The 21926-nt window shown below is 69.8% G+C and carries 17 protein-coding genes; 7 read left to right on the forward strand and 10 right to left on the reverse strand.

Annotated elements, in window-relative coordinates; genetic code table 11:
• Positions 1-24: 24 nt before the first annotated feature.
• Positions 25-1137, reverse strand: a complete 1113-nt coding sequence (locus tag BGM09_RS05165) for an SGNH/GDSL hydrolase family protein (RefSeq protein WP_188280198.1) — start codon at positions 1135-1137, stop codon at positions 25-27.
• An 819-nt stretch (positions 1138-1956) separates the two neighbouring features.
• On the opposite strand from BGM09_RS05165, the gene BGM09_RS05170 reads away from it, so the two are divergent.
• The 4 genes from BGM09_RS05170 to BGM09_RS05185 all read left to right on the forward strand — a co-directional run bounded on the left by BGM09_RS05170 (position 1957) and on the right by BGM09_RS05185 (position 5745).
• A complete protein-coding gene (locus BGM09_RS05170) occupies positions 1957-3537 on the forward strand; it encodes an arabinofuranosidase catalytic domain-containing protein (RefSeq protein ID WP_223186335.1) in 1581 nt (526 codons plus the stop codon).
• A 187-nt stretch (positions 3538-3724) separates the two neighbouring features.
• Positions 3725-4522, forward strand: coding sequence for a helix-turn-helix transcriptional regulator (locus tag BGM09_RS37420; RefSeq protein WP_411158259.1), 798 nt, complete (start codon positions 3725-3727; stop codon positions 4520-4522).
• Positions 4523-4594: 72 nt separating this feature from the next.
• Positions 4595-5434 carry a phytanoyl-CoA dioxygenase family protein gene (locus BGM09_RS05180; RefSeq protein ID WP_188280200.1) on the forward strand — a complete coding sequence of 280 codons (840 nt, stop codon included), beginning with the start codon at positions 4595-4597 and terminating at the stop codon, positions 5432-5434.
• Positions 5431-5745: a hypothetical protein gene (locus tag BGM09_RS05185; RefSeq protein WP_188280201.1), complete on the forward strand. Its 315-nt coding sequence runs from the start codon at positions 5431-5433 to the stop codon at positions 5743-5745. Before BGM09_RS05180 ends, BGM09_RS05185 begins: the two co-directional genes overlap by 4 nt.
• Positions 5746-5752: 7 nt before the next feature.
• Here BGM09_RS05185 and BGM09_RS05190 read toward each other — a convergent pair whose 3' ends face one another.
• The 7 genes from BGM09_RS05190 to BGM09_RS05220 all read right to left on the reverse strand — a co-directional run bounded on the left by BGM09_RS05190 (position 5753) and on the right by BGM09_RS05220 (position 16158).
• Positions 5753-6727 carry a LacI family DNA-binding transcriptional regulator gene (locus BGM09_RS05190; protein ID WP_188280248.1) on the reverse strand — a complete coding sequence of 325 codons (975 nt, stop codon included), beginning with the start codon at positions 6725-6727 and terminating at the stop codon, positions 5753-5755.
• A gap of 195 nt (positions 6728-6922) precedes the next feature.
• Positions 6923-9067, reverse strand: coding sequence for a beta-galactosidase (locus BGM09_RS05195; protein ID WP_188280202.1), 2145 nt, complete (start codon positions 9065-9067; stop codon positions 6923-6925).
• Between the two features lie 93 nt (positions 9068-9160).
• Complete coding sequence (locus tag BGM09_RS05200) at positions 9161-10918, reverse strand: cellulase family glycosylhydrolase (protein WP_188280203.1); 1758 nt, start codon at positions 10916-10918, stop codon at positions 9161-9163.
• Between the two features lie 110 nt (positions 10919-11028).
• Positions 11029-12504, reverse strand: a complete 1476-nt coding sequence (locus BGM09_RS05205) for a glycoside hydrolase family 43 protein (protein WP_188280204.1) — start codon at positions 12502-12504, stop codon at positions 11029-11031.
• A gap of 35 nt (positions 12505-12539) precedes the next feature.
• Positions 12540-13517 carry a carbohydrate ABC transporter permease gene (locus tag BGM09_RS05210; protein WP_188280205.1) on the reverse strand — a complete coding sequence of 326 codons (978 nt, stop codon included), beginning with the start codon at positions 13515-13517 and terminating at the stop codon, positions 12540-12542.
• On the reverse strand, positions 13514-14485 hold the full coding sequence (locus BGM09_RS05215) for an ABC transporter permease (protein ID WP_317452537.1): 972 nt from the start codon (positions 14483-14485) through the stop codon (positions 13514-13516). The genes BGM09_RS05210 and BGM09_RS05215 overlap by 4 nt, the downstream gene beginning before the upstream one ends.
• Positions 14482-16158: a Tat pathway signal sequence domain protein gene (locus tag BGM09_RS05220; protein ID WP_188280206.1), complete on the reverse strand. Its 1677-nt coding sequence runs from the start codon at positions 16156-16158 to the stop codon at positions 14482-14484. The genes BGM09_RS05215 and BGM09_RS05220 overlap by 4 nt, the downstream gene beginning before the upstream one ends.
• Before the next feature lie 241 nt (positions 16159-16399).
• On the opposite strand from BGM09_RS05220, the gene yicI reads away from it, so the two are divergent.
• Positions 16400-18682, forward strand: coding sequence for an alpha-xylosidase (yicI, locus tag BGM09_RS05225; protein ID WP_188280207.1), 2283 nt, complete (start codon positions 16400-16402; stop codon positions 18680-18682).
• Positions 18683-18851: 169 nt separating this feature from the next.
• Here the strand turns inward: yicI and BGM09_RS05230 are convergent, their stop codons facing one another.
• Both BGM09_RS05230 and BGM09_RS05235 read right to left on the reverse strand, forming a co-directional pair.
• Positions 18852-19544, reverse strand: a complete 693-nt coding sequence (locus BGM09_RS05230) for an HAD family hydrolase (protein WP_188280208.1) — start codon at positions 19542-19544, stop codon at positions 18852-18854.
• Positions 19545-19705: 161 nt separating this feature from the next.
• Positions 19706-20671: a ScbA/BarX family gamma-butyrolactone biosynthesis protein gene (locus BGM09_RS05235; protein WP_188280209.1), complete on the reverse strand. Its 966-nt coding sequence runs from the start codon at positions 20669-20671 to the stop codon at positions 19706-19708.
• A gap of 111 nt (positions 20672-20782) precedes the next feature.
• Here BGM09_RS05235 and BGM09_RS05240 point away from each other — a divergent pair, with 111 nt between their 5' ends.
• Together BGM09_RS05240 and BGM09_RS05245 are read left to right on the forward strand one after the other, a co-directional pair.
• A complete protein-coding gene (locus BGM09_RS05240) occupies positions 20783-21469 on the forward strand; it encodes a ScbR family autoregulator-binding transcription factor (RefSeq protein ID WP_317452538.1) in 687 nt (228 codons plus the stop codon).
• A 106-nt stretch (positions 21470-21575) separates the two neighbouring features.
• Complete coding sequence (locus tag BGM09_RS05245) at positions 21576-21926, forward strand: hypothetical protein (RefSeq protein ID WP_188280211.1); 351 nt, start codon at positions 21576-21578, stop codon at positions 21924-21926.

Raw genomic sequence — 21926 nt, forward strand, 5'->3', positions numbered from 1 at the left:
TCCGGCGTGTGTCGTCGGCGTGGCTCAACCGGGAACCACGGCGGTCCACTTCTGGTTGGCCTGGCCGTTGCAGTCCCACAGTTGGAGCTGCGTGCCGTCGGTCGTGGAGGAGTTGGGATCGTCCAGGCAGCGGCCGGACACCGGATTGACGTAGGCCCCGTTCACGGCCTGCCAGACCTGGTTGGCACCGCCGTTGCAGGTCCAGATCTCGATCTGCGTTCCGTTGGCGGTGCGGCGTCCGGTGGCGTCCAGACACTTCCCGACCGCGCGAAGGGTGCCGTCGGGATAGGCCGTCCAGTTCTGGGCGGCGGCGTTGTTGCAGGCGTAGATCTGGGCCGCCGTGCCGTCGGCGTTACTGCCGTTCCTGACGTCGAGGCACTTTCCCGCGATCCCCGAGCGGACCGGCCCTGAGGCGGATACGGAGCCGCCGAGCCAGCCGGCGCTGTCGGCTGCCCTGACACCCTGCCGGAAGGCGTCGGCCATCTTCTGGTACCCGCGGTCGTTCGGGTGGAGGTAGTCGGAGAGGTCCGCCGTGGTCACGGCGCTCATGTCCACGTACCCGACGTGTCTGCCCGCGGCCTGCTCGCTCTGCACGATGCCGGGGATGGCCGCGTTGTAGGCGCCGCGGTACTGCTCCTCGGTCGAGCTGGTGGAGACCACCAGCGAGGCCACCAGCACGGTGGCCGACGGGACGTCGCGGGTGATCTGGTCGACCATCGCCTTCAACCGGGCGGTGGCCGTGGCGACCTGGTAGTTGCCGTTGAGGTCGTTGGTGCCGATCTCCAGGGTGACGACATTGGGCTGGTACTGGGCGAGGACCGCGTCGGTGAGGGCGGCCACCTGGTCGATGCGGTAGCCGGAGTGCCCTTCGTTGTCGGGGTCCGACATCGTGCCGCCGCGCAGCGAACCGACGAAGTCGAGGGGATGACCGTCGGCCGCGAGACCGTCGTACAGCGCGGCGCGGTAGCCGTTGCCCGTGCTGCTGCCGTATCCCCAGGTGATCGAGTCACCCAACGGCATGAGGCGTACGGGCGCGGTCGACGCCGGGGTGGCCGCCGCCTGCGCCGTCGAGGCGATGCCCGGTCCGCCGAGGGCGGCGACCAGGGCGAGCAGGAGCGCGGTGAGAGGTCTTTTCATGAGGCTTCCTCGTCCGGTGAGGGGTGCGGATGCTCGGGCGGCGGAGCTGACCGCTCCGGCATGCGGGTCCGGCCGCCCGCCCGGAACGCGCTGCTGTTCTCTCGGGAACTCCTGCGACGAGGGTCTGAAGCGCCAGATTGTGAACGCTAACAATCCTCGGGAGCGGAGAGACCGCGCAGAGGCGAGTGACATGTCCACTGTGCGGCCATCGGTGATAGTGGGGTGATATGAGACTGACACATATGGGCGACGGAACTCAAGAGTGCGGTACCGGACCGTCCGTCTGTCGGCGGTGGCCCGCTCCGGGCGGTGGCGGCGGGAATCGGGCGATGCCGCCGAGTACGCGGCCGGAACTACCAGTTCACGACGTCATGACGATCGACCCGCCGATGACCGCTCGCCGAGTCACCCCGAACTCGACGCCCTGCGGCATGGGTTGACCGAAGCCGTCCGGTCGCTGTTTCGCCGCACACCACCGACCTGCCCGGCTCGATGAATACGACAGAAGATGCCGGGAACCCCGCGTGAACCCGTGAGCGCCGAGTGCCGCGAGAGGGCTTGACACCGCCTGCCCGATGCAGCACGCTTCCGTCGTTCCGACGACAGTCACCGTCCCCAAGAACGGGTGTCTCGCCGGTAAGCATGTTAGCGCTCACATTTTTTACGTGTGCGCTCGGCCTTGGCTCCCCCCACCTGCCAGGAGACCTGCGTGAACGTCAGGCCCATTCCCGACCGGCCTCACGGAACCCGCAGCCCACTCGCCACGACAGCGCCAGCCCGCGCGATCCCACCGGACCGCGCCTCAGAAGGGAGATCCCGATGGACGACAGACTCACACGAGGTGGTGCGCCCTCCCGGCACGGCGGCATCCGCCGCATCTGGGAGCCGGTCCTGCGCCGAACCCGGCTGAACACCGAGCCCGCCCCCGCCGCCAGGACCGCGCGTCGGCGCGCCGGTCTTCCGGCCAAGCTGGCCGCGGCGGCCCTGCTCGTGGTCGGCGCCCTGGCCGGGGGCGCGGCGGGAGCCGGTACGGCGCGGGCCGCCGGCTCGGGGCCCTGCGACATCTATCAGTCCGGTGGCACGCCGTGCGTGGCGGCGCACAGTACGACGCGCGCGTTGTACTCGGCGTACAACGGGCCGCTGTACCAGGTCAGGCGTGCCTCGGACAACACGACGAAGAACATCGGGCTGCTCAGCGTCGGCGGTTACGCGGACGCCGCCTCGCAGGACTCCTTCTGCGCGGGCACGAGCTGTCTCATCACGGTCATCTACGACCAGTCGGGCCGTAACAACAACCTGACCCAGGCTCCGGGCGGCAGCGCGGCCGGCGGACCCGACAACCTCGCCGGCGCCACCGCCGCGCCCACCATGGTCGGCGGCCACAAGGCGTACGGGGTCTTCGTGGCCCCCGGCACCGGCTACCGGAACAACCACACCAACGGGATCGCGACCGGCGACGACCCCGAGGGCATGTACGCCATCTTCGACGGCACCCACTACAACGGCGGCTGCTGCTTCGACTACGGCAACGCCGAGACGGACAGCAACGACGACGGCAACGGCACGATGGAAGCCATCTACTTCGGCAACATCAGGGTCTGGGGCTACGGCGCGGGCAACGGTCCATGGATCATGGCCGACCTGGAGAACGGCCTGTTCTCCGGTGTCGACCAGCACTACAACGCCAACGACCCGACCATCAACTACCGCTACACCACCGCCATCATCAAGGGCACCCACAACCAGTGGGCCATCCGCGGCGGCAACGCCCAGTCCGGCGGCCTGTCCACCTTCTACAGCGGGCCGCGCCCCAACGTCTCCGGCTACAACCCGATGCGCAAGCAGGGCGCCATCATCCTCGGCACCGGCGGCGACAACAGCAAGGGAGCCCAAGGCACCTTCTATGAAGGCGTCATGACCTCCGGCTACCCCTCGGACGCCACCGAGAACGCCGTCCAGGCGAACATCACCGCGGCCGGATACACCAACTCCTCCGGTACCGGTACGACCGGTGCGTTGCACGCGGTGGGTGCGGGCAAGTGCCTGGATGTGCCGAATTCCTCGACCACGCCGGGTACGCAGCCGCAGATCTGGGACTGCAACGGCCAGGCCAACCAGAGCTGGTCGCGTACGTCCTCGAATCAGTTGACGGTCTTCTCCGGCGGCAGTCAGTTGTGCCTGGACGCGTACGACAACCAGACCGCGGCCGGTACGAAGGTCGTGACCTGGACCTGTAACGGCGGTGCCAACCAGCAGTGGCAGGTGAACTCCAACGGCACGGTCACCGGCACCCAGTCCGGTCTCTGCCTCGATGTCACCGGAGCCTCCACCGCCAACGGCGCCCTCGCCGAACTGTGGACCTGCAACGGCGGCAGCAACCAGCAATGGACCCTCGGCTGACACCCACCGGCTCACGACAAGCACATCCACCCACCCCGGTGGCTCGCCGGCGCTCCCGGCGAGCCACCGGGGTGGGAGCCGAACGTACCGAATCGCCGAGGACCGTGACGGCGCTGCGAGCGGTACGGTTCTGGCGCGTACGAGGTCGTGCCGGATCATCGGGCTGCGGAAGAGGGGGCGAGGGGTCGTGACCGCGATCGCGTACGTTCCGACGGCGCTTGTCCGGCTCGACGAGCCGCCCGCCCCCGCCGCCGTGGGCGTCGGCATCCACGGCCCCGCCGGGCAGGTCGACGAGTTCCGGTTGCCGGATCTGTGGCAGTTCCATCTCTACGACTACGAGGCCGACTTGACCGTGGACGGTGTCGGGCACGAGATCCGCCCCGGCAGCGTCAGCCTGGTGCCGCCAGGAACACCGGTGCGGTACCGCTATCGAGGCCGTTCCGAGCACTTCTACGTCCACGCGCGCCTCGGGACCGTCGGAAGTCCTCGTGAGGTGCCCACCGTTCAGCACGCGGGCCGCCAGGCCGCCCAGCTCACCGGGCAACTGCGGCAGGCCGTGGCCGCCTGGCCGAGCACACCGGGGCGTGCGGTCGCCGAGGTGTGGGCCGCTCTGTGGCGGGTGGCCGAACTCGCCCCGCCGCACGACCGGAACACGCCGGCCGCCACTCACCCGGCGGTGGCGGCGGCGGTCGCACTGATCGAGGCACGGCTGGCGGAGCCGCTCACCGTCCCGGAGATCGCGAAGGCGGTCGGTGTCTCCCACAACCATCTGACCCGGCTCTTCCGCACGGCCACCAAGGAGACCGTGGTCGGCTACATCCGGGCGCGCAGGATGGCTCAGGCCCGGCACCTGTTGCGGGCCAGCACGCTCTCCATCCCCGCCATCGCCGCGACCGTGGGAATCCCGGACCTCCAGAGGTTCAACAAGACGTGCCACCGTGAACTGGGGGCATCTCCGCGCGCCGTCCGCGCCCATCTCGCGTGAGGGTGAGAATCGACCAGTGGACGGTGAACATGACCCACGCCCTGCGCCTGGACCGTCCGTAGCGTGAGGGCCATGGAGGACACCGAGAAAGAGATCCCGAACACGAGCGGTGAGCTGCTCGGTTCGGTGCGGATGGCCCGTTTCGTGGCCCGCGGATCACTACGCCTTGACGCCGTGGTCCCGGCCGGGATGAACGCCGAGGCGTTGCGTGTGCTGGCGGACGGGGTGCCCCCGGTGCCGTACGGCACACCGCTCGACCAGGCGTTCCCCCAGGGGTCGTTCGTCGCCAGGCTGCTCGGACTGCCGCGGGTGGCAGGCGCCTTGCGCAGCCTGGTGGGCCCCGGGCCGACCGTCGACCACCACGCCGTGCACATCCGCGAGCCCCGCGGCGGCGAGGCCCAGCCCCTGCACGCGGACGCCATCATCGACGTCCGGCCGGACGCGTTCGACGTCCAGCTCATGTACTACCCGCAGGAAGTCACCCTGGAGATGGGGGGCACGCTCAGCGTGCCCGGCAGTCATCTGCGGCGTGTCAACGAGTCCGACACCGGCCGGTACCAGAACCTCGCAGGGCAGGACCGCCTTGTCTGTCCGGCGGGGACCGTGGTGTTTCTGCACCACGGCCTCTGGCACGGCGGCCGTCGCAATGACAGCGACATCGTCCGCTACATGTTCAAGGTCCGCTTCAACCCGACGGTGCGCCAGCGGCTTCTGTGGGACGCCACGGACCTGGACGATCCGCGGGTGCGCACCGAACTGGACGCGCACTTCCCATGGTACGAGCAGGCGGCCGGGCGCCTGGAGCGCTACAACCGCGTGCTGCTGTGGCGTGAACTCACCGGTGACAGCGCGTTCGACCTCGACCACTGGGTGACCAGGGTCACCAACCGCCCTCGGAAGGCCGCCGCATGACCGTCACCACGTCACGTTCCGCGCCGACCCTCCGGCAGCAGGTGCTGGTGCTGTACCTGTCCACGTCCACCCTGGACTCCCCGGTCGTCGGCTGGTCCCGCTACGACGGGACCGGCCGGACCACCCCGACCGCGGGCGACAGCGACGAGCCGCCCTACGCTTCCGGGGTCGCGGCGCTGTGCGACGGCTGGCGGCTGATCCAGGCATCCCCGCTCTTCCCGCCGCACCCGGGCAGTGAGTACGACGTCTCCTTCCTCAAGCACGAGTTCTTCTTCGAGCGCATCGTCGACCTCCCGGGCGGCGACGTGTGAACGGCACTCAGCGCCTGGGCGGCGCCGTACTCTCCCGGACCACGAGCCGCGTGGCGAATTCCAGACCGATCTGCGGCACCTTCTCGCCGCGTCCCAGGGCGAGTGCCAACTCCGTCGCGGCGGCGGCCATTTCGGTCAGCGGCTGGTGAACCGTCGTGAGCGGCGGGTCCACCCACGCCACCACCGGGACGTCGTCGAAGCCGACCACGCTCAGATCCCCCGGCACGCTCAGCCCGGCCTCGCGCGCCGCCTGGTAGACGCCGAGCGCCTGCATGTCGTTCGCGGCGAAGATCGCGGTCGGCCGGTCGGGGCGGGCGAGGAGTTCGCTCGCCGCGGCCTGCCCGTCCTCGCGGGTCAGCCCGGTACGCAGGACGAGTTCGGGGTCGGCGGGAAGCCCGGCCTCCTCCAGCGCGGATCGGTACCCGGCCACCCTCGCCAGGCAGTACCCGTGATCCGGACCGCTGATCATGGCGATGCGCCGGTGCCCGAGCCCGGTCAGATGCCGGGCCGCGGACTGGCCGCCCTTGAAGTTGGTCGCGCCGACGTAGGGGACCCCGTCCGGGACGTCGTCCATCGGGTCGAAGACGACGTACGGAATGTCCTTCGCGGTCAGGCGGTCGCGCTCCGCGTCCGAAAGCTGGGCCACCGACAGCACGGCCTGCGGACGCCGCCCCACGGTCTCGTCCACGGCGGCCTCCGAGTCGTGCAGCCCGAACCTGGAGACCATCACGCCCGTCCGGTTCCTGCTGGCCACCTGCTCCACGCCCCGCAGGATCTCCACGGCCCACATGCTCTCCAGCTCGCGGAAGACCAGCTCCACGATCTTCTGGCGGTTGCCCTTGGGCTTGCGGTAGCCGTACCTGTTGATCAGCTCCTCGACGCGGGCCCGCGTCTGGTCCGAGACACCCGCGCGGCCGTTGAGCACTTTCGACACCGTGGGAACCGAGACACCCGCGGACTGCGCGATGTACGCGATGGTCACCGACGCGGCCCCGTCGCCCGGCGCCGCGTTCCCGCTGTCCTGCGCCGCACTCTCGTTCTTGTCGGCCACAGCTGCCTTTCCTCGTCCCCGGGGCGGGGTGCTCGCCTGTTCCCGCGGTGCGCCCGCCCCGGCACCGCAGGTGATCCGTCATTCTGACACTGCCCGAGCGTGCCCCGGCGGAAGTCCGCCGCGGGCTCACCCGTCCGTCCGCGTCCGCGGTTGCGGGGCGGCGGCGAAGACCCTCACGTCCCACGGACCGAGTTCCACCCGCGCACCCGCGGGGAGGCTGCTGCCGTTCAGGACGTCGGTCAGGTCCACGGGGGCGTGCGCGGCGGCCGGTGTCCAGCTCCAGTTGTGGACCACGTGGACGCGGCGGCCGTCCGGGGCCGTACCGGTCGCGGCCGTGGCGGAGTCCGGCAGCCCCTGCCAGCCGCTCAGCGGGGCCGGGGCCGCCCACGCGGCGAGTGAGCGGGCCAGCTCCCGGCCGGGCACCGTGCCGACGCAGGTGACGCGGCCCGCACCGTGGCGGCGGGTGGTGATCGCGGGCCAGCGCCCGAAGTGCGGATGGTCGTACGTTGCCATGACCTCGGCGTCATCGACGGCCAGGCACTCCACCCAGCGGGTGGCGACCGCACCTGCCGGGAGCCGCAGTGGACTGTCCGGCGCGGTGATCAGCGGCAGGTCGGCGTGGAGGTTGCTGAACTCGTCGTAGCGGACGCCCGCGGCCTCGACCAGGCGGGCCGGGGTCACCTCGTGACGCGCCCGCGCCTCCTGGTCGCCGTAACCCGTGCGCGGCCCGAGGACCAGATGACCGCCCGCCCGCGCGTACGCGGCGAGCCAGTCGAGCGTCCCGTCGTCGGCCACGTACAGCCCGGCCGCGATCAGCACGGGGTGCCGCCGAGCCGCCGACTCCGGGTCCGTCCCCTGCCGTGCGCCGCTCGGGTCGTGGAGCTGACGGGCGTGCAGGATGCGTACCTGGCGGCCGGCCTCGAACGCGCCGCGGTAGAACGGCTCGAAGATCCCGTCGTACGATCCGCCGTCCTGACCGCCGTCGGCGGTCGCCAGCGGCGGATGCGCGTTCATCAGCCACTTGCTCGGCGCCGAGTACACCATCGCGATGTCGGCGTCCGGCGTGATCCCGGCGACCAGTTCGCCGGCCCGCTCGAACTCGGCTCCCAGTACGGCGAGTTCGCGGTGGACGCGGCCCGGTCGCCCGCTGTGCGGAAGGACGCCGCCCCAGTACGTCTCGGTGCCGAAGTGCAGGGTGTGCCAGTGCCAGTACTCGATCATGCGGGCACCACGCGCGACGAGCGCCCACGCGGCCTGCCGCCACTGGCCGTCGAACGCGGGCCGGTTGTCCGAACTTCCGCCGATGGCCTGGGCGTTGGTCTCGGTGATCAGGAACGGCTCCTGGCGCGAGGAGTAGATCCGGTCGGCGCTCTGGTGCAGCGCCCACGCCCCGTGCGCCATCCATTGCTGCGGCAGCTTCTCGGCCGGCGGCTCGGGCATGGTGAGACTGTCCTGCATGTCGTAGTACGGGTTGCCCGCGGTGACATCCAGGCTGTCGGTGAGCTCGTCGTCGTCCAGGCCGGGGGCGCCGTAGGCGAGGCAGGTGGTGACGAACTGCTCAGGGCTCGCGTACTCGCGCACGATAGCGGCCTGCCAGGCGATGAACTCGCTGGTCTGCCGGGCCTCGAAGGCCCGCCAGGCCAGGTCGTACTGTGGCTGGGCGTTGCCCTTCGGAGTCCACAGGTCGGCCCAGGTCGAGAGCCGGTGTGACCAGTAGACCAGCCCCCACTCGCGGTTGAGGGTCTCCACGTCGCCGTACCGCTGCCTCAGGTCGTCCACGAAGCGCTGGAAGACGCCGTGGTTGTGGTGGATGCGGGTGCCCGGTTCGTTGTCGACCTGGAAGCCGATGACCGCGGGGTGACGTGCGTAGCGGGCGGTGACGGCGCGGATCACCCGCTCGGCGTGGAAACGGAAGGCGGGGTGGGTGTAGTCGACCTCCTGGCGGGCGCCCCAGCCGGACGGGCTGCCGCTCGCGTCGGTACCGGCGATCTCCGGGTACTGCCGGGCCAGCCAGAGCGGTACCGCGTAGGTGGGGGTGCCGAGGACGACGGCGAGGCCGCGCTCGTGGGCGCCGTCGAGGACGGGCCGCAGCCAGTCGAGCTCGAAGCGACCGTTCTCCGGCTCCCAGGTGGACCACACCGACTCGCCGACCCGGATGACGGTGAACCTCGCCTCCGCCATCAGGTCAAGGTCGGCCTCGAGGCGCTCGTACGGTTGGTACTCGTGGTAGTACGCGGCGCCGAACAGGACGCGCGAGGGCAGGTCGGCCATGGTGAAGTCCTTAACGGGACAGGGACGTTGGAGCGCCCCGGCTGCCGGGCTCGGGACGTGAGCCCGGCAGCCGGGACGTATGACGGTGGAGCCTCAGCCGGCCGAACCGGTCACCGACGTGCCGGTCCTGGTCACGTGGTACGTGATCTTGGCGCCGCTGTAGAAGTGGAAGGCGAGCGTCACCGGCGCGTTGTCCCTGAGCGATCCGAGGAAGGTGTCGGTCAGGGTGATGGTGTTGCCGGCGTAGTCGGGGGTGAAGTTGAGGTTGAACTCCTGGAACGCGGTCCAGTCGGCCGGTCCGGCGTTGCTGCCGTCGGCGTAGGTGGACTCCATGGTGGCGAGCTGGTCACCGCGGAACTGGGTGGGAACAACGAGGGATGTGGTGTTTCCCGTGGCGCCCGACTGCTGGGGGGTGTCGTACGTCGTCACGTGGATCTTCCAGGGCAGGCCCTGGGAGAAACGGGCCTGGAGCGTGGAGTTGTCGCCGTACGAGCGGTCGCCGACCAGCCGGGTCAGCGCGGTCGCGGTGAGCGTGAGCCGGTCGCCGGAGACCGTGTAGTCGGTGCCCTCCGCGAGCTTGCTGTCACCTTGCCAAAGGCCCTGGAACGACAGGCCGTTGAGGTTGAGCGTGAGCGACTGGTCGGTGATGGCGCCGGACTTGGGGACGAAGACGCGGTCGAAGGACATCGAGCCCGAACGGTTGGTCCCGCTCGCCTTGATCCAGTCGAAGAGCTCCTGGTCCCGCCACTGGAGGGTGGCGCGGTTCAGATAGGCGAAGGGATCCCACAGGGCCGTCGTCACACCGGCCTGGCGAGCCGCGTAGCCCACCTGCTCGAAGTACTTGAGCGCTTCGCCCCGCTCGATCCGGTCCGGGTGGTTGTTGTCGGGGTAGCTGAGCAGTCCGTACTCACCGAGGTAGACCGGGACGCCCTTGGCGACGAACGTGTCGTGCATCCGTGCGAAGGCGTCGGTCAGATCCTTCTGCGCGGCGTCGTCGTAGCGGGTGCCGTTCGCGATGTTCACGCTGAACGGGTAGTAGCTGTAGTAGTGCACGGTGGCGATCAGACCGGGGTCGTTGAGCTTGCTGATCGTGGCGTACAGATCGTCCATGAGCGGCTGGGACGGAGTGCAGCCCTGCGTCGGCAGCACCAGCAGACGCGATGTGTTCTGCCCGCCCGAGGCTCGGACGATCTCGTGGAAGGAGACGTTCAGCTCGTCGAGCATCCGGGTCTTCTGCGCGTCCGTGGCGTTGTCGAACTGCGGCTCGTTGACGCTCTCGAAGAGCAGGGTGCGCGGCTCGTCCTTGAACGTCGAGGAGATCTGCGTCCAGGACGAGTCGAAGCGGGCCAGCACATTGTCGTGGTCGGTGGACATCTTCGCGATCCACTGCCACGAGTCGTGGTGGACGTTCAGCACCACGTACAAGCCGTCGGCGAGTGCCCAGTCGACGACCTGCTTCACGCGGCTCAGGAAGGCGGCGTCGATGGTGTACGGCGCGGTGGCGGACTGGTGGTCGGTCCATGTCACCGGGATGCGGACGCTGCGGTACCCCTGCGCGTGGATGGTGTCGAAGAGCGCCTTCGTGGCGGGCGGGTTGCCCCAGGACGTCTCGTCGGGGATGGCGTCGAGGCTGTTGCCGAGATTCCAACTGGGCTGCATCGCGGCGACGGCGTCCGCGGCCTTGGCCGGTACCTTCGGCCTGTTGGGAGCGGCCTCGGCGGCGGGCGCGGTCAGGGCGATGCCCAGGAGCAGTCCGAGGGCGGCGACCAGGGCGAGCAGTATGCTCCCGGGGCGTCGGAGGTGTATCGGTGTGCGGCCGCGGTGGGGCGCGGCTCGATGTGATTCGGTCATGTCCCTTGTGTCCCTTTCGTTTCGGGATGGTGGTGGGGGAGGACCGCCTGCGGGACGTGCGTACAGGCGGACGTCTGTGTGTGGGGAGGACAGAGGCGGCGGCCGGCGGCTCAGCCGGGCAGTGGCTCGTAGCCGAACCAGTCGACATGGACGGTGCCCCGGGCCGCGTACGGACCGATGACGCGACCGGTGAAGCCGCCGGCCACCTCGGTGGAGAGATAGCGGCCGTCGAGCGTCGCGAGCACGCTGAAGGCGCCGTCCGGCCGCTCGACGCCGAGGGAGACGACATCGGGACCGGTCCGCGGGTCGTGCGGCGCGGGCGGTCCGCTGACGCGTACGCCGAGAACGGTCGGGCCCGCGGGCACGGGCAGGGTGGCGACGACGGCGCGTACCGAACCGACCCGCGAGATCACCCGCGCCTGTGTGCCGTCGGTCTCGATGCCGTAGTGGTGCTGCTCGTCGAGCCGCACGGCGAGACCGCCGACGCCCTGGCCCGCGTCCACCAACGCGCTCGCGTGGCAGGCCGGGTGCTGCTGACGCCGGCCGATGAAGACCGCGTCGGGCTCGTCCAGCGAGGAGCCGCGGGCCCGCAGCGTCAGGGAGCCGGAGCGCTCCTTGGTGGAGCAGTGCTCGGTGGACCGGTCGCGCACGGAGATCCAGGACGGATGGAGCTCGGGGAGGTCGAAGTCGTCGCGGAACGGAGCGTCGGCGGCTGTGGCGTCGGCGGGGGAGACGATGTCGCCGACCGTGGGCCAGCCGTCCTCGGTCCAGGTGACCGGCGCGAGGAACGTCTCACGGCCCATCACGTGCCAGCCGGGGGTGCCGCCGTGCGGCCTCACGCCGAGGAACACCAACCACCACGAGCCGTCGGCTGCTTGCACCAGGTCTCCGTGGCCCGTGTTCTGTACGGGGTGGTCCGTGCCGCGATGGGTCAGGATCGGGTTGTCGGGGCAGGGCTCGAAGGGGCCCGTCGGGCCCGGCCCGCGGGCGATGGAGATGCCGTGCCCGCGCTCGGTACCGCCCTCCGCGATGAGCAGATACCAGTGGTCGCCGATGTGGTAGAGGTGGGGCGCTTCAGGCGCTCGGGCGCCCGGCGCGCCGGACCACAGCCCGCGCTGTTCGCCGAGGACGCGGCCCGTGTACGGGTCTATCGGTATCTGCCCGACCCCGGCGAACGTGCACCAGCAGGTGCCGTCCTCGTCCCAGGCGAGGTCCGGGTCGATGCCCGGGATGCCGGGGAGCCACGTGGGGGCGGACCAGGGACCTGTCGGGTCGGCGGCGGTGACGATGAAGTTGCCGGCGCCCTCGGCACAGTTGGTGACGATCAGCCAGAAACGGCCGTCGTGGTGGCGCAGCGTCGGTGCGTAGACGCCACCGGAGGACGTCATGTCGACGGGCAGACGCAACTGCTCCGGCCGGTCGAGGACGTTGCCGATCTGGGTCCAGTGCAGCAGGTCACGGCTGTGGAAGAGCGGGATGCCGGGGAAGTACTCGAAGCTGGAGCAGACGAGGTAGTAGTCGTCGTTGACGCGGCAGACGCTCGGATCGGGGTGGAAACCCGGGACGACGGGCAGAACGGACACCATGGGCCTTTCGTCGGTCGGCTGTGGATCGGGCGGGGTCAGCCCTTGATGGCTCCGGTGAGCACTCCGGTGCGGAAGTGCTTCTGGAGGAACGGGTAGACGATCAGCAGGGGCACCAGCGTCAGCACGACGACGGCCATCTGAAGCGAGAGCGGAGCGGTCTGCGCGTGCGCCTCGCCGAATCCGCCGTTGGCCTGGCCCGGCAGCCCGATGCCCCGGTTCACGTAGGTGAGAAGCACGTATTGAAGCGGCCACTTCTCGCTGTCGGTCGGCATGTACAACATGACGTTGAAGAAGGAGTTCCAGTAGCCCACGCCGTAGAAGAGGGCGATCACCGCGGTCACGGCGCGCGAGGTGGGCAGCACGACCGACCACAGGATGCGCCAGTCGCCCGCGCCGTCCACCCGCGCGGCGTCGGTCAGTTCCGACGCGGTCGACGAGTAGAACGCGCGCAGCACGAGGATGTTGAAGACGGAGACGGAGCTCGGCAGGATCAGCGCCCAGAACTGGCCGTAGCCGCCGAGTCCGGTGACCACGAGGAAGGAGGGGATCAGGCCGCCGCTCACGAACATCGTGATGATCAGCAGCCACAGCACCGTCTTGTGTCCGAACGTCCCCGGCCGGGACAGGCCGTAGGCGCACAGCACGGAGACGACCATCGACAGGGCGGTGCCGACCGCGGTGACGGCGAGGCTGACGAGGAGCGCCGTGCGGACGGTCGGCTCACCCAGCATCTCCCGGTAGGAGCGCAGGTTCAGGCCGTCCGGCCACAGGACCAGGCCGCCGGCCCGGTTGATGGCGCCCGGCGTGGACAGGCTCGTCAGCACGATGATCCACATCGGGACCAGGACCGCGCCCACCACGACGGTGAGAGTCAGCCCCTTGGCCGTCCGGCCGAGCGTGGTCGGGGGTTCCTCCCACGGCGCCCGGCCCGACTTCGGAGATTTCCGGACGATTCTCACGGCGGGCGTGCCGGTACTGCCGCGCTTGCGGCCGATCGTGAAGGTGTTGGTCATGTGCGGTACAACCCGTCCTCGCCGAAGGCGTGCGCGAGCCGGTTCGCGCCCCAGATCAGCAGCAGCGAGATCACGCTCTTGAACAGCCCGGCCGCCGCGCCGTAGCCGTAGTTGCCGGTGGCGATGCCGTAGTAGAAGGAGAAGGTGTCCAGGACGTCGGCCGTCTCGTGGCCGACCGCGTTGCGCTGGATCAGGAACTGCTCGAACCCCACCGTCAGGGCGTTGCCGAGCCGCAGCACCAGCATCAGTACGATCACTCCGCGCAGCCCCGGCAGTGTGATGTGCCAGGTGCGGCGCATCCGGCCCGCGCCGTCGGCCGCCGCCGCCTCGTACAGCTCCCTGTTGATCGCCGCCAGCGCGGCGAGGAAGACGATGATCCCCCAGCCCGCTTCCTTCCACACCGACTGCGAGGTGATCAACAGGGCGAAGGTGTCCGGGTTCGTCATGATGTCCCACGTGCCGATGTCGTGGGTGCGCAGGAAGTGGTTGAGCACGCCCGCACCGCCCAGCATCTGCTGGAACACCGTGATGGTGAGGACCCACGAGAAGAAGTGCGGCAGGTAGACGATCGACTGGACGGCGTTGCGGATTCGCTCGTTGAGCACCGTGTTGAGAAGCAGCGCGAGGGCGATCGGCACCGGGAAGAAGAGGATCAACTGGACGAAGCTGAGGTACAGCGTGTTCTCCAGCGAGCCCCAGAACTGCGGGTCCTGGAAGAGCTGTTGGAACTGGCCGAATCCGGCCCAGTCGCTGTGCCGGATCCCGGTCAGCGGGTCGTAGTACTGGAAGGCGGTGACCAGGCCGACCAGGGGTGCGTAGCTGAAGACCAGGAGCAGGCCGACCGCGGGCAGCGTCATGATCAGCATCGACCGGTCGCGGCGCAGCCGCATCCGCCGGGTGAGCCGGTCCGGATGCCGCGCCGCGGGGTGCTTCGGCGGGCGCGTGTGCGGTGCGGCGGTCGTGCTCACTGGCCGGTCCCGTACTTCTCCAGGACGTTCTCCGTCATCCAGCGCCTGAGCCGGTCCCCGCTGCTCGACTTCCAGGCGTCGATCGCCTGTTGCACGTCCCGGACCTTCTTCTTGCCGAAGTAGCAGTCCTTCACGGCATCGCTGACGGACTGCGCGGCGGCGGCCGTCGACATCGTCTGCGGCATCGCGATGTTCATGTTCCAGAACACCGGCTTGTACAGGCGCGTGACGTTGGTGGCCTGCCAGGCGGCGTAGTCCTTGGTGACCATGTCGGCGCCCATGTTGCTGATCACGGAGGACGGCGAGGCGAGGAAGGAGTAGGTCGGCACCTGGGTGGTCTTCTTACCGGCGTCGGTGGCCGTCGGTACGCCGTCCTTCATCGTGTGGTGGACGCCCTCCACACCGAAGTTGGCCAGGGTGTACTCACGGGAACCGTACGGAGCGGCAAGGTAGTTGGCGACCTCGAGCAGTTCCTCGATCTGGGCCGGCTTCAGCTTGGCGTTGAGGTAGCTGAACATGCTGGTGGAGGCGCCCATGAAGGTGCGAGGTGCGCTCTTGCCGTCGGCGGCGAAGATGTCGAACGCGCCTCGCCGGTAGTTCTCGTCGGCGGCCCGGCCGGACTCGAAGTCGGACAACGACCAGGCGCCCGTGCCTCCGCCCATGATGACCACCTTGCCGGAGTAGAACCGGGTGGGGCCGCCGGAATCTCCGGCGAGCGCGTCGGGGTGCATGTAGCCGGACTTGGCGAGCTTGTAGTGCCAGTCGAGCGCCTCCAGGAACTGCGGGGTCTCGAAAGCGTTGACCAGCTTGCCGTCCTCGATCCGCCACCCCGTGGGTACGTCCCAGAAGGGGAAGAGGTACGTCCATACGTCGTCGAAGGCCCACACGCCGCGTTTGGCGTCGGTCAGTTCCTTGCCCAGGCTCATCAGGTCGGCGGCGGACTTGACCTGGTCGCCCGTGATGCCTTTCGCGTCCAGGATGTCCCGCCGGTAGAACGTGGTGCCGGCGACCACGAACCTGCTGGAGGCGCAGGGGATGCCGTACAGCTTGTCGCGCCAGGCTCCGGCCTGCCAGGCACCGGTCGGCAGTGCGGCGAGGTTCGGGTACTTCCTGATCTTGTCGCCCGACAGGTACGGGGTCAGGTCGGCGAGTTGGCGTCCCACCAGTTGGCCCATGTTGAAGTTGCTGTTCCACCAGGCCGGCAGCGAGATCCAGTCGGGCAGGCGCTTGGCCGCCGTCATGGTCGGCACGATGGCGGCGTAGTTGTTGCCGTCGGCCGGCTTCATGGTGAGCTTGACGCCGAGGGCCTTGTCCATGGCCTGGTAGAACGAGTTGCCCGGTGAGGGGACCGTCCCCCACAGCGGGGTCACGGCGGTGTAACCGCCACCCTTGCCCGGCGCGCCCTTGACGGTGGCGGCGCGTTCCGACGGGTAACGCAGGAAGGCGGGGTCCGTGGCGGCGCCATCGCTTCCGGAGACGGACGCGATGTCCGGCGTGACGGGGTTGCTCGGCACATAGGAGGGCAGCGCCGCCTTCAGGCCCGACTTGGTGTTGGCGCCGGTGCTCTGGGCGCCGCCGCCTCCGCAGGCGGACAACAGCGGTGCTGCCGCTGCGGTGCCCGCGACGGCCGCTGCCGCGCCGACGAGCTTTCTGCGGCTCAAGTCTGGACTCATGGGGGTGACCCTCCGTACGTCGAAGCGCTTCACTTGAGAGGGAAGTTAACGAGATGTTTCGCGCGAAACAAGTAGTTGGATCGAAAGAAACTTTCTTTCGTGCGGGTCATTGACACCTCACGGAGCGGGGTGGCAGCGTCGATGCGCTTCGCCAATGTTCTGGACCACACGGTGGTTCGTTTGTGAAACTTTCGTTCCGTATCCCACACCGCGCCGCCGCGCGCACGGAGGAATCCGCCTGATGAAGTTCACCGACGGCCACTGGCTGACGCGTCCCGGCCACACCGCACGCTTCGCCAGAGAAGTGGCCGAGATCCGTGCGGAGGACCACCGCCTGACGCTCTTCGCGCCGGTGCGGCACGTACGTCACCGCGGCGACACCCTGAACAGCCCCTTGCTCACGGTCGAGTGCTGGTCCCCGGCAGAGGGCGTCATCGGCGTACGCGCCACCCATCACGCCGGATCGGTGCGCGGCGGACCGGAGTTCGCGCTTGCGGGCGCTGCCGAGGGGGTCGGCGAGGTGAGCCGGGACGGGGCGGTGGCCGAACTGCGCAGTGGCGAGCTGACCTTGCGCGTGGACTCGGAGGGCCCCTGGCGGCTGGAGTTCACCGTCGACGGGCGGACGCTGACCTCGGCCGGTGAGCGCGGCACCGGATTCGTCACGGACGCCGAGGACCGGCACCACATGGTGGGCCAACTGAGCCTCGGTGTCGGCGAGTCGGTCTACGGTCTAGGGGAACGCTTCACGCCCTTCGTCAAGAACGGCCAGTCGGTCGACATCTGGCAGGCCGACGGCGGCACCAGCAGCGAGCAGGCGTACAAGAACATCCCCTTCCACCTCACCAACCGCGGCTACGGCGTCTTCGTCAATCACCCGGGCAGGGTCGGCTACGAAGTCGGCTCGGAGTCGGTCGGCCACGTCCAGTTCAGCGTGGAGGACCACGTACTGGAATACTTCGTCATCCACGGCCCCACACCCAAGCGCGTCCTGGACCGCTACACAGCGCTCACCGGCCGCCCGGCCCTGCCCCCGGCCTGGGCGCTCGGCCTGTGGCTGACGACCTCCTTCACCACCGAGTACGACGAGAAGACGGTCACCTCCTTCATCGACGGCATGGCCGAGCGCGAGATCCCGCTGTCCGTCTTCCACTTCGACTGCTTCTGGATGCGCGGGTACCAGTGGTCGGACTTCACCTGGGACCCGGACACCTTCCCCGACCCCGAGGGCATGCTGGCCCGTCTCAAGGAGCGGGGGCTGCGGATCTGCGCATGGATCAACCCGTACATCGCGCAGAAGTCCGCGCTGTTCGAGGAGGGCATGCGCCAAGGTCACCTCGTCCGCCGTGCCGACGGCACCGTGTGGCAGTGGGACCTGTGGCAGCCCGGCATGGCCCTGGTCGACTTCACCAGCCAGGCCGCGCGCACCTGGTACACCGGCAAACTCAAGACACTCCTCGACCAGGGCGTGGACTGCTTCAAGACCGACTTCGGCGAGCGCATCCCCACCGACGTGGTCTGGCACGACGGCTCCGACCCCGAGCGTATGCACAACTACTACACCCACCTCTACAACCAGGCCGTCTTCGAGCTCCTGCGGACCGAACGCGGCGAGGGTGAGGCGATGCTGTTCGCGCGCTCCGCGACCGCGGGCGGCCAGCAGTATCCGGTGCATTGGGGAGGTGACTGCGAGTCCCACTTCAACGCCATGGCCGAGTCGCTGCGCGGCGGACTCTCGCTGGGCCTGTCCGGCTTCGGCTTCTGGAGCCACGACATCGGCGGATTCGAGGGCACACCGACACCGGCCGTGTTCAAGCGCTGGGTCCAGTTCGGCCTGCTGTCCTCGCACAGCCGCCTGCACGGCAGCACGTCGTACCGCGTGCCGTGGGACTACGGTGACGAAGCCGTCGACGTCACCCGCGAGTTCACGCTGCTCAAACACCGTCTCGCGCCGTACCTCCAGCGGGCCGCCCAGCAGGCGCACCTCGCCGGCACCCCGGTGATGCGCGCCATGATCCTGGAGTTCCCCGACGACCCGGCGGCAGCCACCCTCGACCGGCAGTACATGCTCGGCGACGACCTGCTCGTCGCCCCCGTCTTCTCCGAGGACGGCACGGTCGACTACTACATTCCCCCGGGCACGTGGACCAACATCCTCACCGGAGCCCAGGTGACGGGCCCGCGCTGGGTCCGCGAGCAGCACGACTTCCACACGCTCCCGCTGCTTGCCCGCCCCGACTCCGTGATCCCGCTCGCCGCCGACGACCAGCGCCCCGTCTCCGCCTGGACGGAGGATGTCGAGTTGCGGCTGCACGCTTTCGCGGACGGTGCCCGGCGGCTCCTGGTGATCCCGCGTTCCGACGGCCCCGCCGAGGCCGCCCGCTTCGACGTGCGCCGCGACGGGGACCGTATCCGCGTCACCACGGACAGCCCGCACGGCTGGCGCCTGCGCATCGGCGGCCCGCACGGCGCCGTGCACTTCGCCGAGCCGGGAACCGAGGTGACCGAGTTCCTGATCGCACAGTGAACCGGTCCCTTGGACGTGCACGGCGAGAGCGGTTGGCACTCGCCCGTATCAACAGCCGTAAGCGGTAAGGGAGGTGCGGGCGGCCCGCGGACGGACCGGGAGGCGGGGCGTCTGCCGGTCCGTCCGGAGGACACGAGACGGGCGACCCGCCCGGTCCGCGGCGGTCGGCTCAGACCGGCAGCCGCTGGGCGACCCGGCGCGTCGCCCACTCGAAGATGCCCGGCTCGTCGAGCGTGGCGACCCACAGGTCGACCCGCGCCGCGACGTCTTCGCCCGGCCAGGGGCCGACGCCGACGACGCGCAGGCCGCCCCGTACGGCCGCCTCCACCCCGCAGGCGGAGTCCTCGACCGCCAGTGTGTCGCCCGGCGCGGCGCCGCAGAGCCGGGCCGCGGTCAGATAGACGTCCGGGTGCGGCTTGGGCCGGTTGTCCATGTCGGCGACCACGATGTGGTCGAAGTGGTCCCGAAGCCCCGCATGGCCGAGGCAGGTCTCCACGACGTCCAGGGGGCAGTTGCTGGCGACGGCGAGCGGGGCGAACTTGGCGGCCGTCTCCACCAACTCCCGTGCGCCGCGCATGGTCTGCGGTTCACGGGCCACGAGCGCGCGGAAGTGGTGCAGCAGGCGGGCGGTGAGCTGGACGCCCAGCTCGGGACGGCCTGATTCGTCGGCCATGAGCTGGCCGCACTCGGTGAAGTGCAGGCCCTTGGCCCGTTCGGCGAAGCCCGCGGCGGGGGCGACCCCGAAATCGTCCATGGCCAGTTCACGGGCCTGCTGCCAATGGCGTTCGGTGTCCATGAGCGTGCCGTCGCAGTCGAAGACGATGGCCGCGGGTGTCCACGAAAGAATGGGGTGAGATTTCATCGGGGATTTCCGTTTCAGGAATGCCTGAATGTGCCGGCGGTGCGACGTCGCATTCCTCGCGGCGGGGTCGGCATACCGGTGAAAGCAGACAGGCGTGGGCTCTCGGCGGACGCGGCCCCGTAAAAGGGCCGTCGGGGAGACCGCCAAGAACATATCGATCGTTACGCTATGGACGTCAACCCAGCGTAGTCAAGCAAGTCCTCTTGGTAATCACCCGAGTCGCCGTATCCGAGTACCCCGAAAGCGGCGCGCTCGGCGCCGCTGTGGATACGGAAGACGCAGGTCCTGTGGTGCGGGACGCACTCCACGCTGGCCCGCGGCGTGAACTCGGCGAAGCGCGCCGCCACCAGCCGGCCGCGCGTCGGATGCAGGAGTACGCCGCCGCTGACCTCGGCGGCGGCCTGCCGTGCCGCCTCCAGGAGCACCATGCCGGGGACGTGGTCGGTCGGGTGGTCGAAGAAGAACGGGTGGCACGGGTCGGCCGGGTCGATCTCGACCGTGCCGGAGCGGTGGGCGATCAGCACATCTCTGGGATGGGCGACGGCCAGCGCGGCGGGCCCGGGGCGCCCGTCGGCCGTCGGCGGCGGCTGGCGTGCCGTGAGGCGTTCGGCGCGCAGCGCCGCGTATCTGTGAGCGCTCAGGAAACGGACACCCCCGCCCGCCTGCGCGAACGCCTGGCCGTCGGCGAGGTAGGTGACGTCGAGCCGCAGGCCGGTGGTGACGCCGTCCGCCCCCCGGCGGTGGCCGCTGGCCGCGATCCGGCACGTCACCTCGGTGCAGCCGTGGCCGGACCGCGGCTCGCGTTCGGGCCGCAGGGTGAAGGACAGGTCGGTGATGAGCAGGTGGCTGGTGGGCGAGACCCCGTACCAGCGCAGCGGTATGTGGATGCCGAGTTGCCGCAGGGTCTCCACCAGGACCAGCGGGCTGTGCCGGTCGGTCCCGTCGAGGGGGAAGGTCGTATGCGATCGGGGCCAGGCGGCGGCCGCCTCGAACGCGTCGTCCGCCGTCGGCCGTACGTCGGTCAGGAGAACCTCGGCGACGGACGCGCGGTGCACCGTCTCGCGGGGGACCGTCCGGGACCAGTTCAGCGGACGCGAACGACCGCCGACCCCTGTCGGAGAATTCATACCATAAGGAGAACTCACGCTCTGGGGATTTGCACGCGCATTGCTTCGTGGATGTTACGCCGAGGTAGTAGATTGCCCGCTGTTGGTGACGGCGCGGCATCCGGAGTGAACGTGCAGGAGCGGGCGGAGACGACACGGCGGTTTCTGCTGGAGGCAGCGGCGCGGCTGTTCGACGAACGCGGTTATGCGGGGACGAGTATCAGCGACATCAGCGCGCTGTCCGGCCGCACCAGCGGAGCGATCTACTTTCATTTCGCCAACAAGGAGAAACTCGCGCTGGCCGTCGTCGAGGCGCACTTCGCGACCTGGCCGGAACTGGTCGACCACGCCCGGACGGCCGACGCGCCCGCGCTGGAGAAGCTCGTCGCGCTCAGCTTCACCGTGGCGCGCGCCTTCCGTGACGATGTCGTCGTACGCGCCGGGTCCCGGCTGTGGATGGAGCGCAAGGCGATCGACGCGCGGCTGCCGACCCCGTTCAGTCCCTGGATCGAGACGGTGACCGCGTTGCTGGAGGAGGCCGGCCGCCGCGGGGAACTGGCCGACGGCGTCGCCCCGGCGGTCGCGGCCCCCGGCGTCGTCTACGCCTTCTTCGGCCTCCACACCGTCTCCGACGCGCTGGACGGCCGCGACCAGATCGAGGAGCGGCTGCACGATCTGTGGGTGCTGCTGCTGGGAGCGCTCCAGCGGGTGCCGGAGGCGGCGGGGCTGCTCGGGCGAGTGAGGGAGGGGCAGCCGGAGCCGGCGGGGACGTACGGTGACCACGGGTCGCCGCGCGGCGGCGTCCCTACCGTGATCTGATGGAGAGGCGCTCTCGCCGCCGAGTGCGGCCCGCGGGCGAAGAGGCCCGCCGACGGACCGGGCAGCTCGCCCCCCGATCACTTTCCAGCGCCTGAACGAGGCCGCTATGAACCAGCTCCATCACTTCCACATCGAACACGCCGGACACTCGATCAGCGTGGACGTCAGCGGCGGGCACCACCGCGAGGTCGAGCTCCTCGTCGACGGGCGGGAGGTGGGCCACCGGGAGGACAGGAACGCCGACCGGCTGACGCTCTCCGGGGAGCTGCCGGAGGACCCGCCCCGGCCCTTCGCTGTCCGCGTGGCGGGGCGCGTGGCGGGGCGCGAGGAAGGGCGCGAGGAAGGGTGGCCGCATCACCGATCCCAGCCTCCGACCTGCACACTCGTGCTGGCCGGGGAGGAATTCTCCGTCCCCGACCGGACCCCTGTGCGGCGTCCTGACCACCGCGTCCGCTGA

Origin of the sequence: Streptomyces sp. CBMA29, from assembly GCF_014596445.1 — a bacterium.
In the GTDB taxonomy this organism is placed as follows: domain Bacteria; phylum Actinomycetota; class Actinomycetes; order Streptomycetales; family Streptomycetaceae; genus Actinacidiphila.

What these genes read in the sequence shown, in the direction of transcription:
- BGM09_RS05165 (WP_188280198.1), bottom strand. Translation starts at nt 1,137, where the DNA reads ATGAAAAGACCTCTCACCGCGCTCCTGCTCGCCCTGGTCGCCGCCCTC.
- BGM09_RS05170 (WP_223186335.1), top strand. Translation starts at nt 1,957, where the DNA reads ATGGACGACAGACTCACACGAGGTGGTGCGCCCTCCCGGCACGGCGGC.
- BGM09_RS05180 (WP_188280200.1), top strand. Translation starts at nt 4,595, where the DNA reads ATGGAGGACACCGAGAAAGAGATCCCGAACACGAGCGGTGAGCTGCTC.
- BGM09_RS05185 (WP_188280201.1), top strand. Translation starts at nt 5,431, where the DNA reads ATGACCGTCACCACGTCACGTTCCGCGCCGACCCTCCGGCAGCAGGTG.
- BGM09_RS05195 (WP_188280202.1), bottom strand. Translation starts at nt 9,067, where the DNA reads ATGGCCGACCTGCCCTCGCGCGTCCTGTTCGGCGCCGCGTACTACCAC.
- BGM09_RS05200 (WP_188280203.1), bottom strand. Translation starts at nt 10,918, where the DNA reads ATGACCGAATCACATCGAGCCGCGCCCCACCGCGGCCGCACACCGATA.
- BGM09_RS05205 (WP_188280204.1), bottom strand. Translation starts at nt 12,504, where the DNA reads ATGGTGTCCGTTCTGCCCGTCGTCCCGGGTTTCCACCCCGATCCGAGC.
- BGM09_RS05210 (WP_188280205.1), bottom strand. Translation starts at nt 13,517, where the DNA reads ATGACCAACACCTTCACGATCGGCCGCAAGCGCGGCAGTACCGGCACG.
- BGM09_RS05220 (WP_188280206.1), bottom strand. Translation starts at nt 16,158, where the DNA reads ATGAGTCCAGACTTGAGCCGCAGAAAGCTCGTCGGCGCGGCAGCGGCC.
- yicI (WP_188280207.1), top strand. Translation starts at nt 16,400, where the DNA reads ATGAAGTTCACCGACGGCCACTGGCTGACGCGTCCCGGCCACACCGCA.
- BGM09_RS05230 (WP_188280208.1), bottom strand. Translation starts at nt 19,544, where the DNA reads ATGAAATCTCACCCCATTCTTTCGTGGACACCCGCGGCCATCGTCTTC.
- BGM09_RS05235 (WP_188280209.1), bottom strand. Translation starts at nt 20,671, where the DNA reads ATGAATTCTCCGACAGGGGTCGGCGGTCGTTCGCGTCCGCTGAACTGG.
- BGM09_RS05245 (WP_188280211.1), top strand. Translation starts at nt 21,576, where the DNA reads ATGAACCAGCTCCATCACTTCCACATCGAACACGCCGGACACTCGATC.